Below are 22696 nucleotides of genomic sequence, written 5' to 3'. Positions count from 1 at the left end.
AATTTATTGCTATTAATTAAAACAATATTATGAAAACACTACTTATAAAGAATTATTTTTTGCTCAGTCTTATGGCTTTGGTGCTTATAACCTCATGTAGGTCTGAAGACGACCTAAGTATTGATCCACCAATTGATGCTAATATTGAGGCTAACTCTTCTTTAGCCCTTTTAATGGCAAAGGTGTCATTAAATGATGGTTCTAAAGATAATATGATAGACTTTGCAAGTAACCTAACTGTACAATTACCAGTAACGGTAACAGTTAATGGTTTGGTTTTAAACATTACGAATGAAGGTGATTATGAAGAGATTTTAAATGCTTTTGATGTGTCTGAAGATGATACTGATGAGGTAATTATTTCCTACCCTATTACAGTTGTATTTTCAAATTTTACAACAGCAGTCGTTAATTCAAATGCAGAGTTTAACGCTCTTGCAAATCAAAATGAAAATATAGATGACGATGATATCGAATGTTTAGACTTTGATTATCCTATCACTGCATCAGTTTTTAGTGAAAACGATGATAGTGTGAGTACAATAACTATTAATAACGATAATCAGATGTACGATTTCATCGAAGATCTTGATGAGTTCACTGCGGTAACAATTAATTTTCCGATACTAGTGGTTTTGGCTGATGGTTCAGAGCTAACTATAAATACAGTACAAGAATTAGAAGCTGCAATTGAGGCAGCAGAAGGCACTTGTGATGAGGACGATAATAATGATTTCGACGATTGTGAAAGTCATACATATACACCTACTTATGTCGAGGACGCTCTTCTTGCTTGCGGTGACTGGACCATCGATAAGTTAAAGAGAGACAATAATAATCTTGTAGATATTTATGAAGTGTATGTATTTACATTCAACGCAGATGGCACGCTGCTTGTAACCGAAGATGTAAATGTATTTAACGGTACTTGGGAAGCTACAGGAATAGAAGGTGATATTGATGTCACTATCAACGTAGTTGATTTACCAGATTTTAATGATACATGGGAATTGTGTAAAATTAATTTACAACCCGTTGAAAAGAAAGTTGAGCTAAAAATTGGTACAGATCGTTTACGCTTTGGAAGTTATTGCTCTGAAAATACTGATGCTGATTTAGCAGATATTTTAGGAGATGGAGCATGGATAGTAGCATCTTACAGTGATGATGGTATTGATGAAACTGCTGATTACAATGGTTTCGAGATAAACTTTAACGATGATGGTACTGTGTTTGCCACAAATGGACTTGACACTAATAATGGTACTTGGTCTGTGTTTGCTAATGATGGTAAGATGAGGTTAGATTTTGGAACAGAAATGCCTTTCCAAGAGTTTAATTATGACAATTGGGATGTGATCTCAGTATCAAATACCGAAGTGACTATTCATAACATAAGCGGTTCTGGTAACAATGCCTCAACGGATATTCTAACAATTCAGAAACTTTAAATAATATAAGATATAGATATTTAAGAATATGATTTATTGAAAATGCTATATTAACTCAATTTTCAGGGATTGAAAGTTGAACTCAAAACTGCCTCAGTTGTCAGGGCTTCTGAGGCAGTTATTTTAAAAAAGCGTCATAATCAGTTCTATAAGACTAATTAGTATTTACTTTTTTTGCCCCAAATACTCTTGCAGTAAAAAGCCAATCATATCATTATGGTTGGTTTTTTAATTTAAAATAACTCGGAAGCAATAGCTTTTATATTATCACTCTTTCCCATAGAATAATAATGTAATACTGGTATACCAGCTTTTTGAAGCTCTTTAGATTGTTCAATACACCACTCAATTCCAACTTGCCTTACTGCTTTATTGTCCTTGCATTTTACAATTGCTATAATGAGTTCTTCGGGTAAATCTACATGAAAGCGATGTGGTATAAGGTTCAATTGCTTTTTTGTAGCAATAGGTTTTAAACCTGGAATAATAGGCACTGTTATACCTTCCTTTCTGCATTTGGCGACAAAGTCGAAATACTTCTGGTTATTAAAGAACATTTGGGTTACAATATAAGTCGCCCCATTTTTAATTTTCTTTTTTAGAAAGTGAATATCACTTTCTAAACTTGGCGCTTCCATATGTTTCTCTGGATAAGCAGCCGCTCCAATACAAAAATTAGTAGCAGAACTATTTTGTAATTCTTCGTCTAAGTATTTCCCATTGTTTAAATCTTCAATTTGAGAAATCAATTCACTCGCATAAGCATGACCCTCCTTTTCTGGTTTAAAGTAAGTTTCACTTTTAACAGCGTCACCACGTAATGCCATTACATTATCAATATCTAGGAAATCTAAATCGACTAAAAAATTCTCAGTGTCTTCTTTGGTAAATCCTCCACACAAAATATGAGGAATAGCATCTACTCCATATTTATTTTGAATGGCTGCACAAATTCCAACCGTTCCAGGTCGTTTTTTTACCACTTGCTTTTTAAGAAGTCCATTTTCAACTTCTTTAAAAACATATTCTTCTCTGTGATAGGTGACATCAATAAAAGGAGGTTTAAATTCCATTAATGGATCGATATTATCAAAAATTGATTGAATATGTTGCCCTTTTAAAGGAGGTAAAATTTCAAAAGAAAATTGTGTTTTTCCGTTGGCATTTTTTATGTGTTCAGTTACTTTCATGTTAGTGCGCAATGTTTGGGTTTAGCCATTTTTCGGCGTCTTCAATTGAAATATTTCTACGTTTACTATAATCTTTTACTTGGTCTGTTGTAATTTTTCCTAAACCAAAATATCTAGCTTCAGGATTTGCAAAATAATAACCACTTACACTTGCAGCAGGCCACATGGCTAGGCTTTCAGTTAGCTTTACGCCAATTTGTTCTTCAACATTTAAGAGTTCCCAAATCGTCTGCTTTTCTAAATGGTCAGGACATGCAGGATAACCAGGAGCTGGTCGAATTCCTTTATAGCTTTCTTTTATTAAATCGTCATTGGATAAATTTTCGTTTATAGCATAACTCCAATGTTTGATTCTAACTTCTTTGTGCAAATATTCGGCAAAAGCTTCGGCTAATCGATCCGCTAAGGCTTTTATCATTATAGAATTGTAATCGTCATTATCTGCTTCAAACTGTGTTGCTAATTTCTGGGTCCCAAATCCTGTTGAGACACAAAAACAACCTATATAATCTTGTTTTCCTGATGATTTAGGTGCAATAAAATCCGCTAAAGCTATGTTTGGTTTGCCTTCAGATTTTTTGGATTGTTGACGAAGGGTTAAGAATTTTAATTTGTCTGGTCGAGCGCAGTCGAGACCTTTTTCATAATCTTTAGTATTTGAGACCTCTCGACTGCGCTCGAGGTGACACTCTTTTATGTTTATTTCAATGTCATCATCATCAATTGTATTAGCTTCAAACAATCCAAAGATGGCTTTAGCTTTTAGAAGCTTTTCATCAAAAATTCGCTTAAGCAATACTTGCGCATCTGAGAATAATTCGGTGGCTTGTTCTCCAACAACATCGTCTTTTAAAATTGCTGGATATTTTCCATGTAAATCCCAACTTCTAAAAAATGGGGACCAATCAATATAGTCTTCAAGTTTTGTGATATCAAAATCTTCTGTTATCTGAATACCTAATTGTTTAGGTTTTATAATTTCAGAGGCTTCCCAATCGATTTTGAATTTATTTTTACGTGCATCTGCTAAAGATAAATATTCTTTCTTCTTACCGCGTTTCATGAATTGCTCTCTGAACAAATCATACTCTTCCCGAATCTGGTTTTTATAAACTTTATTATCTTTTTTAAGTAAATCGCCAACAACAGTTACAGCTCTTGAAGCATCATTAATATGTACTACTGTATTGCTATAATGAGGTGCAATTTTTACAGCAGAATGTGCTCTAGATGTGGTAGCTCCACCAATAATAAGCGGAATGTCTAAGTTTTCTTTTTCGAGCGCTTTTGAGACATACACCATTTCATCTAATGATGGTGTTATTAATCCACTCAAACCAATAATATCTACATTTTCTTTTTTCGCTGTTTCAATAATTTTTTCTGGTGGTACCATTACGCCAAGATCAATAATCTCGTAGTTATTACAGCCTAAAACCACACTGACAATATTCTTCCCGATGTCATGTACATCTCCTTTCACAGTCGCCATTAATATGCGACCTGCAAATTCTTGTTTTCCATCTTTTTCAGCTTCAATAAATGGTTGTAAATAGGCAACCGCTTTTTTCATCACTCTTGCCGATTTTACGACTTGCGGTAGAAACATTTTTCCACTTCCAAATAAATCTCCAACCACATTCATACCAATCATTAAATGGCCTTCTATGACTTCAATTGGTTTTTCGGAAGCTAATCGTGCTTCTTCAACATCTTCAATAATAAAGGCATCGATACCTTTAACTAAAGCATGTGTTATTCTATCTTGTAGAGAGTCGCTTCTCCATTCTTGTATAGTATTTTCTTGCTCCTTTTTCTGCCCTTTTACAGATTCGGCAAAGTCTAATAAACGTTCTGTAGCATCGTCGCGTCTATCGAATAACACATCTTCTACACGCTCTAATAAATCTTTGTCTATTTCATCATAAACCTCGAGCATGGTTGGGTTAACGATTCCTAAATTCATTCCATTTTTAATAGCATGATAAAGGAAAGATGAATGCATAGCTTCACGTACAATATTATTCCCTCTAAACGAAAACGACACATTACTCACTCCACCTGAAACATTTGCGTAAGGTAGATTATCTCGTATCCATTTTGTCGCTTCAAAAAAATCGATGGCATTTCTACGATGTTCATCCATACCTGTTGCTACAGGAAAAATATTTGGATCGAAAATTATATCTTGAGGTGGAAAGTTGACTTCATTAACTAAAATATCATAAGAACGTTTGCAGATTTCTATACGTCTATCATAATTATCTGCTTGTCCATCTTCATCGAAAGCCATAACAATTACTGCAGCTCCATAACGTTTAACTAATTTAGCCTGACGCTTAAATTCTGCTTCACCTTCTTTAAGACTTATAGAATTAACTACACATTTTCCTTGTGCAACTTGTAAACCAGCTTCGATGATTTCCCATTTAGAGCTATCTATCATTAATGGAATTCTAGAAATGTCTGGTTCAGAGGCTATGAGATTTAAGAAGGTCGTCATTGCATAGACACCATCTAGCATACCTTCGTCCATGTTGACATCTAGAATCTGCGCTCCTCCATCTACTTGGTCTCGCGCGACTTCTAGTGCTTCATCGTATTTTTCTTCTTTTATTAAACGTAAAAATTTTCTAGAACCAGTAACATTGGTACGCTCACCAACGTTGATGAAATTACTTTCTGGAGTTACTACTAGCGGTTCGAGTCCGGAAAGGGTTAAGTATTTGTTACAGTCAGATTCTGCCATTATGCTAATACTTTAGAAATTCGAGGTTGATAATTTTGAGCCACATCTGCAATCGCTTTTATATGCTTTGGACTTGTACCACAACAACCACCAATAATATTAATTAATCCGTCTTTAAGATAGTCTTCAATATACTGTTGCATTTGTTTAGGTGATTCATCATATTCTCCAAAAGCATTTGGTAATCCTGCATTAGGGTGCGCTGAGGTGAAAAATTCAGTTTCGTTAGATAAACGTTGCAAATAAGGCTTCAATTGTTCTGCTCCAAGTGCACAATTAAATCCAACACTCAATAATGGAATATGCGATATTGAGGTTAAAAAAGCTTCAACGGTTTGCCCGGATAAGGTTCTGCCTGAAGCATCTGTAATTGTTCCTGAAACCATAATTGGAATATCTATGTTTCGTTCTTCTTTGACTTCTTCTATAGCGAATAATGCCGCTTTTGCATTTAGTGTATCAAAGATAGTTTCTACTAAAAGGATATCAACACCACCATCAATTAGCGCCTCCACTTGTTGCTTATAAGCAATTCGCAATTCGTTAAAAGTAATCGCTCTATATTCTGGTCGGTTTACATCTGGTGAAAGACTTGCTGTTTTATTTGTTGGACCAATACTTCCTGCTACAAAACGCGGTTTTTTAGGATTTTCTTTTGTGAATTTATCCGCAACTTGTTTAGCGATTTTGGCAGATTCAAAATTGAGTTCATAGACTAAGTCTTCCATGTCGTAATCTGCCATGGCTATTGTAGTGCCCGAAAAAGTGTTGGTCTCTACTATGTCTGCACCAGCTTCAAAATATTTAGCATGAATTTCTGCTATGGCTTTGGGCTGTGTTAAAGACAACAAGTCGTTATTGCCTTGTAATGGAGATGGATAATCTTTAAAGCGCTCGCCTCTAAAATCTTCCTCAGAGAAATTATATTGCTGCAGCATGGTGCCCATAGCTCCGTCGAGAACTAGGATTCTTTTTTCTATTTCCTTCTTAATATTTGCCATTAGTTAAGGGCTTGATTTAAATCGTTAATGATATCTTCTGGATGTTCTAGACCTACAGAAACTCTTATTAAACCAGATGTAATTCCTGTTTGTAAGCGAATATCTTCTGGTATTTTTGCGTGTGTGGTAGATGCCGGATGGGTTACTATACTCCTTGTGTCTCCTAAGTTTGCAGATAGTGATAATAACTTTATGGCGTTTAAAAATTTACGTCCCGCTTCGACACCTCCTTTTATTTCAAAAGCAACAACATTACCACCTAATTTCATTTGTTCTTTTGCCAACTCGTATTGCGGATGTGATTTTAAGAAAGGATACTTTACAAAATTTACATTACTATGAGATTCTAAAAAGACAGCAATCTTTAAGGCACTATCACAGTGTCTATCTACTCTTACTGGTAACGTTTCTATACTTTTTGACAAAACCCATGCATTAAAAGGTGATAAGGCTGGACCAGTATTTCTAGAGAATAAATATATTTTCTGAATTAAATCCTCAGTTCCTACAGTGACACCGCCCAGAACACGTCCTTGTCCATCCATTAATTTGGTGGCAGAGTGAATAACCAAATCAGCACCAAATTTTATAGGTTGCTGTAAATATGGAGTAGCGAAACAATTATCAATTATAAATATAAGATTGTGCTTCTTTGCAATATTGCCTATTCGTTTCAAATCTAAAATATCTACGGCAGGATTTGTTGGACTTTCTGCATAGATTACTTTGGTATTTGGCTGAATTAGACTATCAATGTCATCCAATTCATCAATTTTAAAATAACTCGTTGAAATATTCCACTTTGGTAAAATGTTATTAAATAAAGTTTGGGTTGAACCAAAAATACTTTGTGATGAAATAATATGGTCATCAGAATTCAACAAAGCCGCAAATGTTGAAAATACAGCAGACATGCCAGAAGCAAAGGCGTAACCCCGTTCAGCTCCTTCCATTAAGCAAACTTTTTTTACAAATTCGGAAGTGTTGGGATTAGAATAGCGACTGTAGATGTTGCGTTGTTTTTCGTCGGCAAAAGAAGCGCGCATATCTTCGGCATCTTCAAAAACATAGCTCGATGTTAAATACAAAGGGCTAGAATGTTCTAAAAATTGTGAACGCTCTGTTTGTGTACGAATTGCCTGTGTTTCTATATGTTTAGAACTCATTTATTATTTTTTAACAAATCAAAAAACTATGCGTCTAAGAAGTATTTTATAGTAAAATGTTAAAAAGAAATGAATTACAAATGCGTAATTACGTTGGGTTATCTATCCAATTACGCGATAAATGAATCGGTAATTCCGTAGAATTTAGCACCTTCTTAATAAGTTTAAGGGTTGCTAAGGTTTCAAAGGGTCTAATCCCTCCACCTTTCTTGATAACATTTCAATAAGTTATTTGAACTTTGTGAGGTACAATATTCCGAAAGAAAATAGGAAAAAGCAAATTTTTATTCACTTTATTTTAACGAAATCATATTGCTTTTTAGTTGTAACTTTGATTTATCCCAAATGAATTGATTATGATAGAAAACTTTTGGTTTAATGTAAAGTTAGGCATTGACCACATTATAGATAAAAACGGTTATGACCATATGCTTTTCTTAGTGGTTTTAGCTGTTCCATACGTTTTTAAAGATTGGAAGCGTATTTTGATTTTAGTATCGATTTTTACTATTGGTCACTCCATTTCATTGGTTTTGGGGACTTATGACATTGTTACCGTAAACGAAAAACTAATTGAGTTTTTAATACCAATTACCATATTAATTACAGCTATCTATAATATCTTTACTGCTGGAAAAAAGGATAGAGGAAACAAAATAGGCCCGCTATTTTTAACAACCCTTTTCTTTGGTCTTATTCACGGTTTGGGTTTCGCCAGATACTTAGATATGATCTCAGATAATTCATTAATGTTTCTTGTTGAGTTTGCATTAGGTATTGAAATCGCTCAAGTTATAATAGTATTTGTTGTATTATTTCTCGGCTTTTTGTGTCAAACTATCTTTAGATTTTCTCGTAGAGATTGGGTCATGGTGCTTTCTGCCATTGTTGTAGGACTTGTAATTCCTATGATATTTCAAAGTAATTTGTTAAATCCTTGATTAAGTTTGGTAAAACTTTAACTACTAGTAAATTGGTTATAAAATACTATCCTTTTATATTCGTTATTAACATTGTATTATTGTAGTGTACAAGAAGAAGAATTAATGCCAAAAACTAAACAATTACGTTACGATAAAGCTTATTTACGTATAGCCGAAGAATGGGGAAAGTTATCGCATTGTAAGCGCAAACAAGTAGGAGCACTTATTGTTAAAGACCGCATGATAATTTCTGATGGCTATAATGGTACTCCAACAGGTTTTGAGAATTATTGCGAAGATGATAAGGGATACACCAAATGGTACGTATTGCATGCTGAAGCTAATGCCATACTTAAAGTAGCATCTTCAACACAATCTTGCAAAGGTGCGACATTATACATTACTTTGTCACCTTGTAAAGAATGTAGTAAGCTTATACATCAGGCTGGCATTATTCGTGTAGTATATCAACGAGGTTATAAAGACGACTCTGGTTTACAGTTTCTAAAAAAAGCAGGCATAGAATTAGAGCATATTGAAGATTTAAAAGCTTAATGGCAACTAAAAATAAATACATACCGCTTATCATTGGTGTTGCAATTGCAGCTGGAGTTACTATTGGAGGAAAGTTGAATTTCACTGACACTTCGGATAATCTTTTTACTACAAACAGTAAAAAAGATAAGCTCAATCGGTTAATAGATTATATCGACTATGAGTATGTAGATGATGTAAATACAGATAGCATCGTAGATGTCACGGTTAATGGTATTTTAGACAATCTAGACCCACATTCCACTTACATTCCTAAAGAAGATTTACAGCGCATTACTGAAAACATGAAAGGTGATTTTGTCGGTATAGGAATTAATTTTTACCCTTACAAAGACACTATAGCCGTAATAAGACCAACTGAAGGTGGGCCAAGTGAACGTGCTGGTATTATTAGTGGAGATCGAATTCTATTGGCTGATGGTGATACTATTTTTGGTCGTAATATCACTAATGAAGATATAGTACAAAAACTCAAAGGAGACAAAAACACAAGGGTAAAACTAACAGTATATAGAAAAGGTGAAGATAAATTATTAGAATTTGATGTCAAACGTAAAAATATACCCATTAAAAGTGTAGATGCAGCCTATATGCTGACTGATGATTTGGGTTACATAAAAATGAACCGATTTGCGGAATCTACTTATAAAGAATTTAAAGCAGCTTTAGAAGAACTCCAAGACCAAGGCGCTACTAAGCTAACTTTAGATTTGCGCGATAATCCTGGTGGATTTCTAGGTATTGCGGAGCAAATCGCAGATGAATTTTTAGAAGATGACAAACTCATATTGTTTACCAGAGACAAAAAGGGAAAAGAAGAACGAACTTATGCAACTAGAAGAGGCGATTTTGAGGATGGTGAAATTTATATTCTTATCAATGAAAACTCAGCATCCGCAAGTGAAGTTATTGCCGGAGCACTTCAAGATAATGATAAGGGTATTATTATAGGAAGACGTTCTTATGGTAAAGGTTTAGTACAGCGCGAAATGGCACTTGGCGATGGTAGTGCAGTACGTTTAACCGTTTCGCGATATTATACGCCAACTGGGAGATCTATTCAAAGACCATATACAAATGGTGATAACAATGGTTATTATAATGATTATTATAAACGTTTAAGAACAGGTGAACTAGCAGATGAAGAAAGTATAGAGGTTGACGATTCTTTAAGATATACAACGCCAAAGGGAAAAGTGGTATATGGAGGTGGAGGCATTATTCCAGATATTTTTGTGCCAGTGGATCGTTTATTTGATAACGAAACTATAAATTATATCAGACGAAGAGGGCATTTTGATTATTTTGTTTTTGAGGAATTAGATAAAGATCGAAGTGTTTATGCTAATGTATCTAAATACGACTTCATTAATAATTTTGAGGTTAGTGACGATATCGTTGTTCGTTTTCAAGAATATATAAACGCAAAAGAACGTGCTAACATCACTTTTGTTGCTTATAACAATGAAATAAGACGTATCATAAAAGCTACACTTGCGCGTCAATTATTTGATGACAATGCTTTTGAAGAAATTATAAACAAAGAAGATGTTATGGTACAAGAAGTAATTCTACTTAGTAATGAATACCCAAGTATTAAGCAATAACTTTAATTAGATTTTATCGTGAATTTTGGTGTGCTTTCCATCATTCCAGAGCGTTAGAATATCTGTGGCCACATGAGATCCACTGCCACAAGCCATAGAAAATTGACTTCGCCAACCTGCTAAAGTACCAGCAACATAAAGATTCTTTTCGATAAGATGGTCAGTATTTTTTAACCAGATCCTATCTTTTTCTTTTACAGCTCTTGGATGAGGTTCGATATAATTTTCTAAGCCTTTAATGGTCATTAAATTGGTATAACCTACTGCAATTACAACAACTTTAGATTGATAACTTCCTTTATTAGTTTTAATGGTATATCCTTCAGATTTTCTTGAGATAGAGATTACCTTTTCTTTATCAATCTGATTGACATGCGGATACAAATCTTTAAGTTGTGTTTTTCCATTTTTTAAAATAGAACTACCTAATGTTCCAGGTTGTAAGCCCAAAACATTATTAAAGAGGGCATTTTGAAGGTGAGACGTTTTTTGATGCGTAATAATAGCAATGGTCTTGTCTTTAGCAAAAACTTTATTTTTTGCTGAACCTAAGACTAATGCACAAGATAAACCTGCAGCTCCACCACCAACTATTAAAGCATCAAAAGACATTAGCGTTGTTTATTTAATTTTTCAATTTTTTTAGAAATCCTAAGAATTTGCAATAGTATAATAGCGCATAGAGCAGCTATAATTGTAAGTATTGCGGTATAGCTTTCTCCTTCAAACAGGGCTTCCAAATTTAATTTAGTAGCATTGAATATAATGAGTCCAATGGCTATAACACTTAAAACAATTGTAAAAATCTTCATAATTTAAAATTTAAGCTAATAATTCCTTTATGTTATGTGCAAATAATTTTACTGCAATTGCTAACAAAATTACACCAAAAACTTTTCTTATTATGTTAATTCCGTTTGGACCCAAGATGCGCTCAATCTTTGCTGAAGTTTTTAGTACGATATAAATGAAGATGACGTTACAAACTACTGCAATGATTATATTTTCTATAGCAAATTCTGCACGTAAAGACAGCAAAGTGGTTAAACTACCAGGACCTGCAATAAGCGGAAATGCTAAAGGAAAAACAGAAGCAGTTATAGCATTACTATCTTCTTGCTTGTAAAGTGTTATACCGAGTATCATTTCTAAAGCTATAAAGAATAAGATAAAAGCACCAGCTACAGCAAAGGAATTTACATCAATACCAATGAGGCTTAAAAGACTTTTTCCTAAAAACAGAAAAACAATCATTATTACACCAGCAATTAATGATGCTTTCTCACTTTGTATGTGCCCAACTTTTTTCCGTAAATCAATGATGATAGGAATGTTACCAATAATATCTATGACTGCAAAAAGAACCATAAAGGCTGTGAATATTTGTTTAAAATCTAGTTGCATAACATGGGTTTTTCAAATTTTTTGCAAAGGTGCGACATTATTACAGATTTTCAACATTAAATTGCGGTTAAGTTTAGCTACTTTTGGTACATGTTTCAACTAGGAAAAACCATAGTCTCTGAGGATATCATTGAAAAAGACTTTGTCTGTAATCTTTCTGCATGCAAAGGTGCATGTTGTATTGATGGTGATGCTGGCGCACCTCTAGATAAAGATGAGGTGAAAATCCTAGAAAAGATCTACCCTAAAGTAAAACCATTTCTGAGAAAAGAAGGTATTGAAGTTATAGAAGCTCAAGGTACGTCAATAACAACAGCATTAGGTGATTTAGAAACTCCATTAATTAATGGTGCTGATTGTGCATATGTTATTTTTGATGATAAAAAAACAGCACTTTGTGGCATAGAAGAAGCTTATAACCAAGGAGAAATTTCCTGGAAAAAACCGGTGTCTTGTCACTTATATCCAATACGTGTTAGAGAATACACTGAATTTTCTGGTGTAAATTATGACAAATGGGAAATCTGCGATGATGCGTGTTCACTTGGAAAAGAATTACAAGTTCCTGTTTACAAATTTGTAAAGGAAGCATTGATTAGAAAATTTGGTGAGGATTGGTATATGGAATTGGAGAAGGTTGCTGCTAAACACTCGAAAAAGCTGTAATTTGATAGTAACCTTTATTTCTCATGGTATTTTGTTAGTTGTATTTAATCTTCGATCTTAAAACACAATTTAGAATCACAATAGCGGAATATTCATTATAATGTTCGTGCCAACTGGTGAATTGTTTTCATTATACAAATCCTTGAATTTAATAGTGTAATTATTAATGTATTCTTTTTCAAAATTGCTCAATCGTTCTTTGGTTAGATTAATGCCAATAGACTCTTTCTTATACATTTTTTTCTTTTTTATTAATGCCGATTTTTCACGACCTATACCATTATCTTCAATTTCAATTTTTATATGAGTTTGCCCTTTTTTAGAGATTTTTAATTTTAGTTTTTTGTTTTCTTTTTTTAACGATAAACCATGCCAAATAGAGTTTTCTACAAAAGGCTGCAAAATTAAGGCAGGTATTTTAATAGTATCTAAATTAAGTGTTTTATCAATAGTATAAATTGCTTCAATTTCGTTATTAAATCTTATATTTTCTATATCTATGTATAACTTTATAGTTTCAATTTCTTCGGCAAGAGTTATTTCTTTTTCCCTAGTAGAAGCTAAGATTTTGCGAATAAGTTTAGAGAATTTATTGAGGTAATAAACGGCACTTTCTTGCTTATTATCAATAATATAAAGTTTTATAGCGTTGAGCGAATTGAATATAAAATGGGGATTCATTTGGCTACGCAAAGAAGCTATTTTTAATTCTGCCAATTCTTTATCATACTCTGCTTTTATTTTCTGCAATTTCTCAATTTCAGCTTCTTTGCTTAAATTAATTACGTTTTTTTCGAGCTGAAGTTGAATATCATTTTTTAATTTTTCGTTTTCTTTAAGTTGAATAATTAATCGTTCTTGGGACTCATTTTTATCTTGCAATATCATCTTTTGCTTATGCCCTAAACCAAGTGAAAATATAATATTCTCTATGATAACACCAATATAAAAAATACTCGATGTGGTATTGGTGTCTTTAAAAATTTCTAGGCTATAGAGGTATTCTGCAGTAAAAGATGAAATATAGAGTATAAAAGAACCCACAATGATATAGCTACGCAATGGCATTTTTACGCTAAAAAGTGAATAATAAGCAATAATACCAAAAATATATAGAGAAGGTATTATTACACTTTCTACATTATTTATATAATTAAAATTACCAGTGAATATATAAATTAAGGTTGTTGATAAGCTTACAAAAAAGAGTATGAATACAATTCGGAAAATAAAATTATACCATTTTTTAGAATATATTTTTAGATTTAAAAACGTAAAGCCAAAAACAAAATAAAAAATATTATAAACCCATACAATGGGCTTGTGATAATTAGACATTAAGCTGTTATAAGATTCTATAAAACTACCGTCATCACCGTGAAGTACAAATTTAGTCTGATTTATAAAAATAAGAAACGTGTAAATACTATAAAACAAATAGGCTTTATCTCTATTTTGAAAGTACAGTAAAAAATGATATACAAACAGTACAAATAAAATACCGAGCACAAAAGTTGTAAAACCGTTGTCGTGCGGATACGCTAGTAATTGTTTTAAGGATTCAATCATCTGGCTAATGAGACAAAAAATGAATTAGAGCATTTTTTTTAAGTCGTGCAACAGGTATGGTGGTGTCGTTTTCTAAAACCAAATATTGACCATCACTTTTTATAAATTCTTTTATATAAGTTACATTGACTAAGTAGGATTTGTGAACTCTAAAAAAATCATCATTATTTATAAGGATTTCAAACTCTTTTAGTTTTTTTGAAATTATTTCTTTTTTCTGATTTTTAAAAAATATTTCGCAGTAATTACCGCTAGATTTGCAATAGATGATATCTGAGCTGTTTACAAATATTGTTTTACCAGAAAACACCAAAGGTATTTTTCTAGGGGATTTTTTTGGCATTATACTTTTTATGACCATTTCTAAGTCTACACCCAAAGTATTTTTCTCTTTGTTATTTTTTATTTTTGCTACAGCTGCCAGTAAATCGTCCGTATCAATAGGTTTTAGTAAGTAATCAATAGCATTTGCTTTAAATGCTCTAATAGCATAATTATCGAAAGCTGTAGTAATTATTAAGTCAAAGTTTATGTGATCTAAGTGCCTTAATAGTTGAAATCCGTCCATTTCGGGCATTTCAATATCCAAAAAAATACAATCCGGTTTTAGATAATTAATTGCGGAAATAGCTTCGATTGGGTTAATAAAAGTATCTGTAATTTCAATATCCTTACAAAATTTTTCAATCTCCCATTTAAGACTTCTGATAGCACTTAACTCATCATCTACAATAATTGCTTTGATCATTTTAAATTTATTATGAACTTAAAAGTAGTATATATTCTAGGTTTTTTTCTTGAAACTGTATAATCATTGATTCTGATATATTATTGGTAGAGATGACTGTATAATCGGTTAATAGCAGCTCTTAACAGGTTCATTACCAAAGATACACTAAAACAACCCTTTGATAAAATAAACTATGGTGATGATATATTACCGTAAAATATCGGGATGTAAGTCGCTTAATTTTAAGGTATTAAATAAAATTTATATTAAAGATTAAAGCAAAAAACATGTATTCAAGAATCAAATTGACCAAAACAGCATTTATCCTATTATTAATAGCAATACTATTTAACAGTTGCTCTAGTGATGATGATGCACCAAGTTCAGAAGACAGCGATTACTTTTTAACAGCAAAAATTGATGGAGTCGATTTTTCAGGAGATGCATCCTCATTAGTTAGTATACAGGCAGATGGAACAGATTTCTTTAATATTAAAGGGATTAGCTCTAACGGTGATCAAATCACGATAACTTTAATAAGTCCGACAGCAACAGGAATATTTCCAATGTCTAACGAAACAGGCGTTTTAGCTCCAAGAACTACATTCAGTATTCCTTCTGGTGAAAATTGGTCGACGCATGTATTACAGGGCACCGAAATAATTGGATCTGGTACAGCAACTGTTAGCATAAATGATGACACCTACATGGAAGGTACATTTTCTTTTATCGGATATAATCCATTAGATAATTTTTCTGCAAAAGTGATTACAGAAGGAAAATTTAAAGCTAAAAAACTCTAATTAATCATAGACTAGAACTTCCGTAAATAAAATTTAATAGTCATGTTTATTTCTTTAAAAACAAAGTACTAATAAATACTTAGCTAGTTATTAATCATAATAATCCAATAAAAATGAAAACAAAAACACACATTTTATCAATTGCCTTTTTAATACTGGCAAGTCAATTATCCTATGGACAAATATGGAAAAAGTTAAAGAAGAAGGCTGAAAAAGCAGTAGAAGAAGTTGTTGTTAGAAAAACAGCAGATAAAGCTGCTGAAATGGCAGGAAAAGGTATGGACAAGATATTTGATATCAATTTAAATGGTGCTCAGGCTGACCCTTCTATTTTGCCAGAAAATTATGAATTTGAATGGAAGTATACCCTACAAATGATACATAAGCAAGGGACTATGAACATGAATTATTATCTAAAACCAGATGCCAAGTATTTTGGATCGCAAGCAGAATTAGAAGGCAACCCAATGGCCAATGGCATATTTATGGTCTTTGATGAAGAACTCGATATTATGGCAATTTTTATGGATACCAAGAATGGTAAAGGTAAAGCAGGGCAAATACTCAAAAACTCATCAGGGGATATTGAGGAGTTATCTGAAGAGGATGCAGCAATTTTAGACGATTACACCTTCACTGAATTAGATACCAAAACAATATTAGGCTACGAATGTCAAGGGTATCAGATGGAAAACGATGAGCTGAAAATGACGATGTACTTTGCAACTGATTCGCCTGTGAGCTTTAACCAAGTATATGGTAACCATATAAAAAATGTCCCAGAAGGCTTTGATCCAAAATGGATGGAAAAAGCAGAGAACAGTATCATTATGGAGATGGATATTGAAAACAAAAAAAGGAAAAAACACAGTGCAAAGATGGTTTGTGTTGCTTTAGAAGAATCACCAAAAACATTGGTTGTCAGTGAATATGAATTTATGAATTTAAACACCAACCCAAGCGGTCAAAACTAGAAATTATGAAGCTATTAAAGACAATGTTATTATCAGCAATACTTGTATGCTTAAGCTGCAAAGAAGACAATTCTACATTATCTAAGATTAATGAAGCTAAAGATGCTGTAGAAAGTACTACTAATATTTTATCAACGGTTAATGAGGCTAAAGAAAAAGTAGAAAAATTAAAGAATACAAAACCTGTTACTCCAGAAACTATTAAAGCTTGGATGCCTGAAGCGTTAGATGACTTAAAGCGTCAAAAATACAAGTTAGGTAATGCTGGTTTAGTTAATATAAGCACTATTGATCTCGATTACCGCAACCCAGATGATATGCCTAAGAATTTACATGTTGAAATTATTGATGGCGCCGGAGCTGGATCAGCAATGATCTATATGTATACGATGATTGGAAAAACTACAATGGAGTCTGAAACCGATAATGGCTACGAAAAAATACATAAACGCGATGGTATTGCCGTAAAGGAAAGATACAGAAAGCAAAAGTATAATAGTAGTATAAAGATGGAATTCTTAGTTAATGACCGTTTTGCAGTTAATGCGAGAGGAAACAATATAGAGCCTGATGAATTTTGGAAGTATATGAAGGCCTTGGAAGTTGAAGAATTAATTAAAACTAAATAATTTTTTTATTATGAAAACTATACAGAAAAATCAAAGTAGAACACAAACTAAAACCTTCACAATAGCTTTAATGCTCATATTATCCATGTCTTTTTATGGCACAGCACAGAAAAAAATAAGCAATGTTAAAGAAACTAAAGTCGTTTTTGTGGTCAGCCAAAAAGGGAATCAAATATCGCATTTGTTGCAGTATGATGCATTGCCAATAGGACGAAAAGGTAGAAGCGCAGATAAATTAAAAGACCAATATCCTAAAAGTGATTTTTATTTGGGTACGTTAAAGGGCAATTTTAAAAAAGATGAATCTGGTATTGTGATTCCTGCTTTTGACAGCACACTTATTATGTACACGGATAAGTCATTGATTTCCAAAGATGATTTTTTACCAGGTGATCAATTTCTTCCAGGAGATCAATTTCTTCCTGGTGATCAATTTAGAATTGGTAATACCAGTGTTAAATTAGAAAGTATTGATAAATCAAAATTAATTTTCAAAACTATTAAATAATGGAAACTAAAACTGAAAACAAGATTGAAAGCACAACGGAAAGCGAGGGTAAAACAATAGCCATTATAGCTTATATAACCATAATTGGTTTAATCATAGCCTTTGTAATGAATAGTGAAAAGAAGAACCCTTTTGCTAATTATCATATTAGACAATCTTTAGGTTTGGGCTTAACATCCTTCGCTTTAATGCTCATTAATATCATACCAATTTTGGGTTGGATTATTAGCTTCGTAGGATTTCTAATTATTCTATATATGTGGGTTATGGGGCTTATAAATGCCTTAAACGGAAAAGAGCAGCCACTACCAATTCTTGGTAAAAAATATGAAGAATGGTTTAAAAGTATAAAGTAGTAATAAACTACTCTCAATGTTTAAAGTAAAAAACAGTTCAAAATATCTATAAATTATGAAATTAAAGTTACTACTCATACTTACATGTGTATCATCGTTGTTAAGTTATGCACAAATCACAAAAGCCGAAGCCTTTACTGTAGGAACAAAACTAGCGTTTTATCCTAATCAATGTGGAAACACAATACCTGAAGCAGCAAATAAACTTACGTTTTGCGATGGTATTAATAATCTAGGTGTGGTAGAACGCAGTTATGGTTTAAACGATAGACGTGTAGAACGTATGTTGCCTAATTATTTTAATGCAGATGAATTTTACGTTACAGGTAAAGGTTTGTCTATTAGAAATACAGATGGTACTTGGGAAAATATACCAAATGTTGCTATTCCAACATTTAATACGCAGAATGCATGGACCAATGCTGCCACTATAAAAAATGGGTTAGTTCAGCCAGATGGTAAAATTATCATTCAAGCTACAGGTGCTAATTATGGTTTTAATATATATGATAGAACACAAAAAACATTTACGCCTGTAAATTTTCCAAGTAATAGATTCCCTTATCTTTTTGCTTATGATATGGTTAGAGATTTAACTTGGATTATTGCTTTTGGAGGTGGCGCAAATGGGCGTTTTTTATATACTTACGATGGTACTGATTTGATTCCTGTTCAAGAGCTTATAACAGCAGGAGGAATTAGTACTAATATTAATTCAGTGAAGCTAATTTATAAAGATGATCATTTATATATAGGAAGTACAAATGGACTTTTTAAGATTGATATTACAAATTATATAACTTCTAATGTAGTAACAACTCAGTATAACTCAACAACAACACCTGGTTTGCCTTTTGATCGTACATTAGATTTACAATTTAATAGTAATGACCAATTGTGGCTAGCACAAAGCAATAATAATAATAGTGATGGTGGTTTGATTAAATTTGATATTATAAATGAAACTCATGAGATCTATCAACTTGAGAGAGAGAGTAACACTTCACTAAATCATAGTTTTCAGAAATTAGCAATTGATAATTCTGGGAAAATTTGGGCTACCGCTATTAGTAGTTCTTCCTTGTATACCTTAACTTTTCCTGGTGATGTTGAAACATGGGTCACTACCACAGACGCTGAATTGACGGCCTTAGGAGTTCCGATAACTTATGTGCCAAATAATATTTATTTCAGAAATAATCAATTCTATTTTACAACTGTAGATTTTTCATCTGGCAGTAATTCTAATTATGAAGTGATTATTAACAATAATGATACTTGGTCTGGGCGTAATGATGATGCATTAGGTAATTTGTCTACTAAAATGAATAGACGATTTACAAATGTTAAATCAGATGCCAATGGCGGTGTATGGTGGTTTAATGCATATGATGATATTGTGATTTACAGAGATAGTGATGATAATCACCAGTCTATTGCTATTGAGAATATGACGTTTACAGCAGACGTAGATGACGATAATAAAGCCATTGTCAAAGGAGGTAGTCCTAATGAGTTACGAAAAATAGATTTTCCTAATGTTAATTCAATTCAAGGAGCAGTTAATCAAGCTACATATATAAAACGTGTCGCGGATCAAGTTTGGGTATATGATAGAAACCTAAAAAGAATAGATGCCTATAGAGATGATGCAATTGTTGCTAGTTATGATCTTGATGAAGATTGGTATACCAATAGTGGATTTGAGTTTGCTATAGATGATAATGCAGATGCTTGGTTTGCACGTTACTTAAGTGGAAACTTAACCATTAAGAAATTTGATATTAATACCTTAACCACCACAACATATACCTTAACTGACAATATTAGTAGTATTCGTAAAATTTGTGCGGCACCAAATGGGGCTCTTTGGTTTGTTGGTGGATTAGGTGCAGTGTATTATGACGGTAGTAACTTTACTTCGTTTTTAGCACCAGATTATTCAGAGATTTATAGTGTGGTTGATGCTGTGGTTGATAGCAACGGAAAATTATATATGCTTAACAACGATAATGCATCTATAATAACTATCGAAAATCCAACAGACACAAACCCAATAATTGCAAATACAAGCTTAGAAAATGCAAATTCTGTATTACCATCATTAGATCATTACAGACCAGGTGCCCTAACTATAGATAGTGAAGGCAGTATTTGGACGCATGCCTCGCAAAATGTCTTTAAACTCATAGATAATGACTTTGCAACAGAATACATACCACAGCCTACAGTTTTAAGTATAAATGAACAAGAGCTAGTTTCTAAAATTAAAGTTTATCCAAATCCAACTAAAGGTCAGCTTACTGTGCAAACCGATTTACCTATTGATGTTATTAAAGTTTCAACATTTTTAGGGCAGAACGTTGCCACATTTAAAAATACTGACACTATAGATATCTCTGATCTGTCTTCGGGCATTTATGTATTGAACATCCTTTCGGAAAGCACAACCTTTAAAAAGAAAATAATTTTAAAATAAGAAAAAATGAAAATTCTAAAAATACTATGTTTTACAATTTTATTTGCCCTAACTACTTTCAATGATAGTGCAATTTCTCGAATAACACCAGCTGACATAGATCAATTTGTGCTAGATGAAATGGTACGTCAAGAGTTGCCAGGATTGGCAATAGGTGTTTACGTAAAAGGTGAGATTAATTATACAAAAGGTTATGGTCATATAGATTTAGACAGAACTATACCAATGACCAAATCAACTGTTTTTGGTTGGGCCTCTATCTCTAAAACCCTTACTGCAATTGCAACACTTCAACTTGCTGAAAAGAGAAGCGATTTTAATATTGAAGATAGAGTTGTTGCACATTATCCTTATTGGACTTCAAATTTTAATAAAAAACTGACATTTTCAAATTCAAACACCGCAAAAGTTTTATCAGAAAAAAAGAAAAAGGAATCTATAACCATAAAACAGTTGCTCGGTCATAGAAGTGGAATTAATCAATATAAAAGAGGTGTCAGTTTTAAAAAAGGAACTTATAAAACTGATGCTGATTCATTTAACGCTAACGCATCTGTAGACATATTTAGGAATATGGATATAGAGGAATCGCCAGGAAGTAAATATATCTATAGCACTTATGGTTATGATTTATTAGGAGCAGTTGTAGATAAAGTTTCAGGAAGCTACACAGGTTGGGTAAATAGACACATAAAAAATAAACTTGGTTTATCTAGTTTAAAAATTTCACCAAAAACTAGAGGTTTTCAAAAAAAAGTGGATGGTATTCTTAATGAAGAAATTGACCAAAAGGGAAGTAAAGAATATGTCTTGCCTGGAGGTGGATGGAAATCTGATATACAAGATCTTTTGAAGTTTTCTAAAGGTATTATAGATGGTAAATTATTGGATGATACCAGTCAACTTTGGGCTAATGACTTCAATCAAAAATATAGAAGGGGTATTTGGAGTAAAAAGGAAAAGAACGATTTCAGGATTTGGCATGGAGGCTCTCAAAATGATGTACGCACTATGATGTACATCATGCCAGATGATGAGATTTCTGTGGTCGTCGCTTATCCTACAAATTATCCTGACAGAATGAATTTGGTTAGACGAATAATGGACAAACTTGGCTATAAAAAAAGGTTTTTTGACTTGAAACCTCAAGACACCTGCGGAAGAGGTATGGGCAGTTCTAAAAAGCATAAGTTCATTGGTGTTTGGAGAAAAACAGAAGAAGATGTTTTAGTTAGAAGAGGTTATACTTCAGATAACTTTAAAAAAGAATGGCAATTTTTAAAGACACAAGGGTATGAAGTTGTTGATATAGAGTCTTGGAAACGTGCCAATGGTGCTACAGTTTGGGATGGCATCTTTAAAGAAAATCAAGGTAAAAACGCTATGTATCGTAATTATGACCACAGTGGCTTCAAGAAGAAATGGGAAGAGATGAACAAAAAAGGCTATCGTTTATTCGACTTAGAAACCTATGTTATTAATGGAAAACGAAAATGGGCTGGTCTATTTAAGAAGAGTTCAGAAAAATCAGCTATGTGGCGAAATCTATCTTCTAAGAATTTTGAAGACATGCGAAAAAGTATGCAGAGTAAGGGACTACAATTGATTGATATTGAAGTGTATAATTCTGGAGGTAAGCTAAAATGGTCTGGTGTATGGTTAAAAGGTGAAACGGAAAGGCTTAATAGTAACATAAGTTTCAATGATTTTAAAACCTTGATTAAAACAAGATCTAATCAAGGTTATAAACTTATTGATGTAGAGACCTACAAATTAGACGGCGAACGAAAATGGTCTGGCATTTGGGAAAGAACAGATGAACCACAAGAGCTTTCAGATGCATTATCATTCTGTAGCCTCATGAAGCAACACGACGACTTGAGTAAAAACAAATATGAATTAATGGACCTTATTCGGTTTAATAAATAAAATCTTT

General features: G+C 32.8%; 21 protein-coding genes and 1 riboswitch. Of the genes, 12 read left to right on the top strand and 9 right to left on the bottom strand.

The window, feature by feature from the left end:
- The first annotated feature begins 29 nt into the window (after positions 1-29).
- Positions 30-1451 (top strand): hypothetical protein, encoded by a 1422-nt coding sequence (locus tag SJY34_RS10140; protein WP_400075296.1) that lies wholly within the window; start codon positions 30-32, stop codon positions 1449-1451.
- A 233-nt stretch (positions 1452-1684) separates the two neighbouring features.
- Here the strand turns inward: SJY34_RS10140 and metF are convergent, their stop codons facing one another.
- The 4 genes from metF to SJY34_RS10120 are packed head-to-tail and all read right to left on the bottom strand — an operon-like array spanning position 1685 to position 7557.
- Positions 1685-2641: a methylenetetrahydrofolate reductase [NAD(P)H] gene (metF, locus tag SJY34_RS10135; RefSeq protein WP_400075294.1), complete on the bottom strand. Its 957-nt coding sequence runs from the start codon at positions 2639-2641 to the stop codon at positions 1685-1687.
- Between the two features lies 1 nt (position 2642).
- Positions 2643-5390 (bottom strand): methionine synthase, encoded by a 2748-nt coding sequence (gene metH / locus SJY34_RS10130; protein ID WP_400075292.1) that lies wholly within the window; start codon positions 5388-5390, stop codon positions 2643-2645.
- Entirely contained in the window at positions 5390-6391 is a 1002-nt protein-coding gene (locus tag SJY34_RS10125) for a homocysteine S-methyltransferase family protein (protein ID WP_400075290.1), read from the bottom strand. The genes metH and SJY34_RS10125 overlap by 1 nt, the downstream gene beginning before the upstream one ends.
- The gene (locus SJY34_RS10120) at positions 6391-7557 is read right to left on the bottom strand and encodes a trans-sulfuration enzyme family protein (protein ID WP_400075288.1); all 1167 of its coding nucleotides are present in this window, start codon (positions 7555-7557) and stop codon (positions 6391-6393) included. Before SJY34_RS10120 ends, SJY34_RS10125 begins: the two co-directional genes overlap by 1 nt.
- Before the next feature lie 95 nt (positions 7558-7652).
- Positions 7653-7776, bottom strand: a riboswitch (SAM riboswitch).
- Between the two features lie 137 nt (positions 7777-7913).
- Between SJY34_RS10120 and SJY34_RS10115 the strand changes: the two genes are divergently transcribed.
- From SJY34_RS10115 to SJY34_RS10105, 3 genes are all read left to right on the top strand, one after another.
- Complete coding sequence (locus SJY34_RS10115) at positions 7914-8498, top strand: HupE/UreJ family protein (protein ID WP_400075286.1); 585 nt, start codon at positions 7914-7916, stop codon at positions 8496-8498.
- Positions 8499-8603: 105 nt separating this feature from the next.
- Positions 8604-9035 carry a deoxycytidylate deaminase gene (locus SJY34_RS10110; RefSeq protein WP_400075284.1) on the top strand — a complete coding sequence of 144 codons (432 nt, stop codon included), beginning with the start codon at positions 8604-8606 and terminating at the stop codon, positions 9033-9035.
- Complete coding sequence (locus SJY34_RS10105; protein WP_400075282.1) at positions 9035-10642, top strand: S41 family peptidase; 1608 nt, start codon at positions 9035-9037, stop codon at positions 10640-10642. The genes SJY34_RS10110 and SJY34_RS10105 overlap by 1 nt, the downstream gene beginning before the upstream one ends.
- 6 nt (positions 10643-10648) lie before the next feature.
- On the opposite strand, the gene SJY34_RS10100 is transcribed toward SJY34_RS10105, so the two are convergent.
- From SJY34_RS10100 to SJY34_RS10090, 3 genes are read right to left on the bottom strand one after another with little or no spacing between them, the layout of a single operon-like run.
- On the bottom strand, positions 10649-11254 hold the full coding sequence (locus SJY34_RS10100; RefSeq protein ID WP_400075281.1) for an FAD-dependent oxidoreductase: 606 nt from the start codon (positions 11252-11254) through the stop codon (positions 10649-10651).
- Positions 11254-11454 (bottom strand): hypothetical protein, encoded by a 201-nt coding sequence (locus SJY34_RS10095; protein WP_400075279.1) that lies wholly within the window; start codon positions 11452-11454, stop codon positions 11254-11256. Before SJY34_RS10095 ends, SJY34_RS10100 begins: the two co-directional genes overlap by 1 nt.
- Positions 11455-11464: 10 nt before the next feature.
- The gene (locus tag SJY34_RS10090) at positions 11465-12046 is read right to left on the bottom strand and encodes a MarC family protein (protein WP_400075277.1); all 582 of its coding nucleotides are present in this window, start codon (positions 12044-12046) and stop codon (positions 11465-11467) included.
- A gap of 90 nt (positions 12047-12136) precedes the next feature.
- On the opposite strand from SJY34_RS10090, the gene SJY34_RS10085 reads away from it, so the two are divergent.
- Complete coding sequence (locus SJY34_RS10085; protein WP_400075275.1) at positions 12137-12712, top strand: DUF3109 family protein; 576 nt, start codon at positions 12137-12139, stop codon at positions 12710-12712.
- Between the two features lie 75 nt (positions 12713-12787).
- Here SJY34_RS10085 and SJY34_RS10080 read toward each other — a convergent pair whose 3' ends face one another.
- Together SJY34_RS10080 and SJY34_RS10075 are read right to left on the bottom strand one after the other, a co-directional pair.
- Entirely contained in the window at positions 12788-14281 is a 1494-nt protein-coding gene (locus SJY34_RS10080; protein WP_400075273.1) for a histidine kinase, read from the bottom strand.
- Positions 14282-14285: 4 nt separating this feature from the next.
- Positions 14286-15029 carry a LytR/AlgR family response regulator transcription factor gene (locus SJY34_RS10075; RefSeq protein ID WP_400075271.1) on the bottom strand — a complete coding sequence of 248 codons (744 nt, stop codon included), beginning with the start codon at positions 15027-15029 and terminating at the stop codon, positions 14286-14288.
- Positions 15030-15298: 269 nt separating this feature from the next.
- Between SJY34_RS10075 and SJY34_RS10070 the strand changes: the two genes are divergently transcribed.
- The 7 genes from SJY34_RS10070 (at position 15299) to SJY34_RS10040 (ending at position 22689) form a co-directional block, all read left to right on the top strand.
- The gene (locus SJY34_RS10070; RefSeq protein WP_400075269.1) at positions 15299-15814 is read left to right on the top strand and encodes a hypothetical protein; all 516 of its coding nucleotides are present in this window, start codon (positions 15299-15301) and stop codon (positions 15812-15814) included.
- A 113-nt stretch (positions 15815-15927) separates the two neighbouring features.
- The gene (locus SJY34_RS10065; protein WP_400075267.1) at positions 15928-16788 is read left to right on the top strand and encodes a DUF4412 domain-containing protein; all 861 of its coding nucleotides are present in this window, start codon (positions 15928-15930) and stop codon (positions 16786-16788) included.
- Positions 16789-16793: 5 nt separating this feature from the next.
- A complete protein-coding gene (locus SJY34_RS10060) occupies positions 16794-17417 on the top strand; it encodes a hypothetical protein (protein ID WP_400075266.1) in 624 nt (207 codons plus the stop codon).
- 10 nt (positions 17418-17427) lie between these two features.
- Positions 17428-17925 carry a hypothetical protein gene (locus tag SJY34_RS10055; RefSeq protein WP_400075264.1) on the top strand — a complete coding sequence of 166 codons (498 nt, stop codon included), beginning with the start codon at positions 17428-17430 and terminating at the stop codon, positions 17923-17925.
- Positions 17925-18281: a DUF4870 domain-containing protein gene (locus SJY34_RS10050; protein WP_400075262.1), complete on the top strand. Its 357-nt coding sequence runs from the start codon at positions 17925-17927 to the stop codon at positions 18279-18281. The genes SJY34_RS10055 and SJY34_RS10050 overlap by 1 nt, the downstream gene beginning before the upstream one ends.
- A gap of 55 nt (positions 18282-18336) precedes the next feature.
- Positions 18337-20760, top strand: coding sequence for a T9SS type A sorting domain-containing protein (locus SJY34_RS10045; RefSeq protein ID WP_400075261.1), 2424 nt, complete (start codon positions 18337-18339; stop codon positions 20758-20760).
- Between the two features lie 6 nt (positions 20761-20766).
- Positions 20767-22689 (top strand): serine hydrolase, encoded by a 1923-nt coding sequence (locus tag SJY34_RS10040; protein ID WP_400075259.1) that lies wholly within the window; start codon positions 20767-20769, stop codon positions 22687-22689.
- The last annotated feature ends 7 nt before the right edge of the window (positions 22690-22696 follow it).

Source organism: Winogradskyella sp. R77965 (assembly GCF_044594915.1).
In the GTDB taxonomy this organism is placed as follows: Bacteria; Bacteroidota; Bacteroidia; order Flavobacteriales; family Flavobacteriaceae; genus Winogradskyella.
The sequence above is the reverse complement of the archived record's forward strand: the minus strand, read 5'-3'. Positions and strand labels throughout refer to the sequence as shown.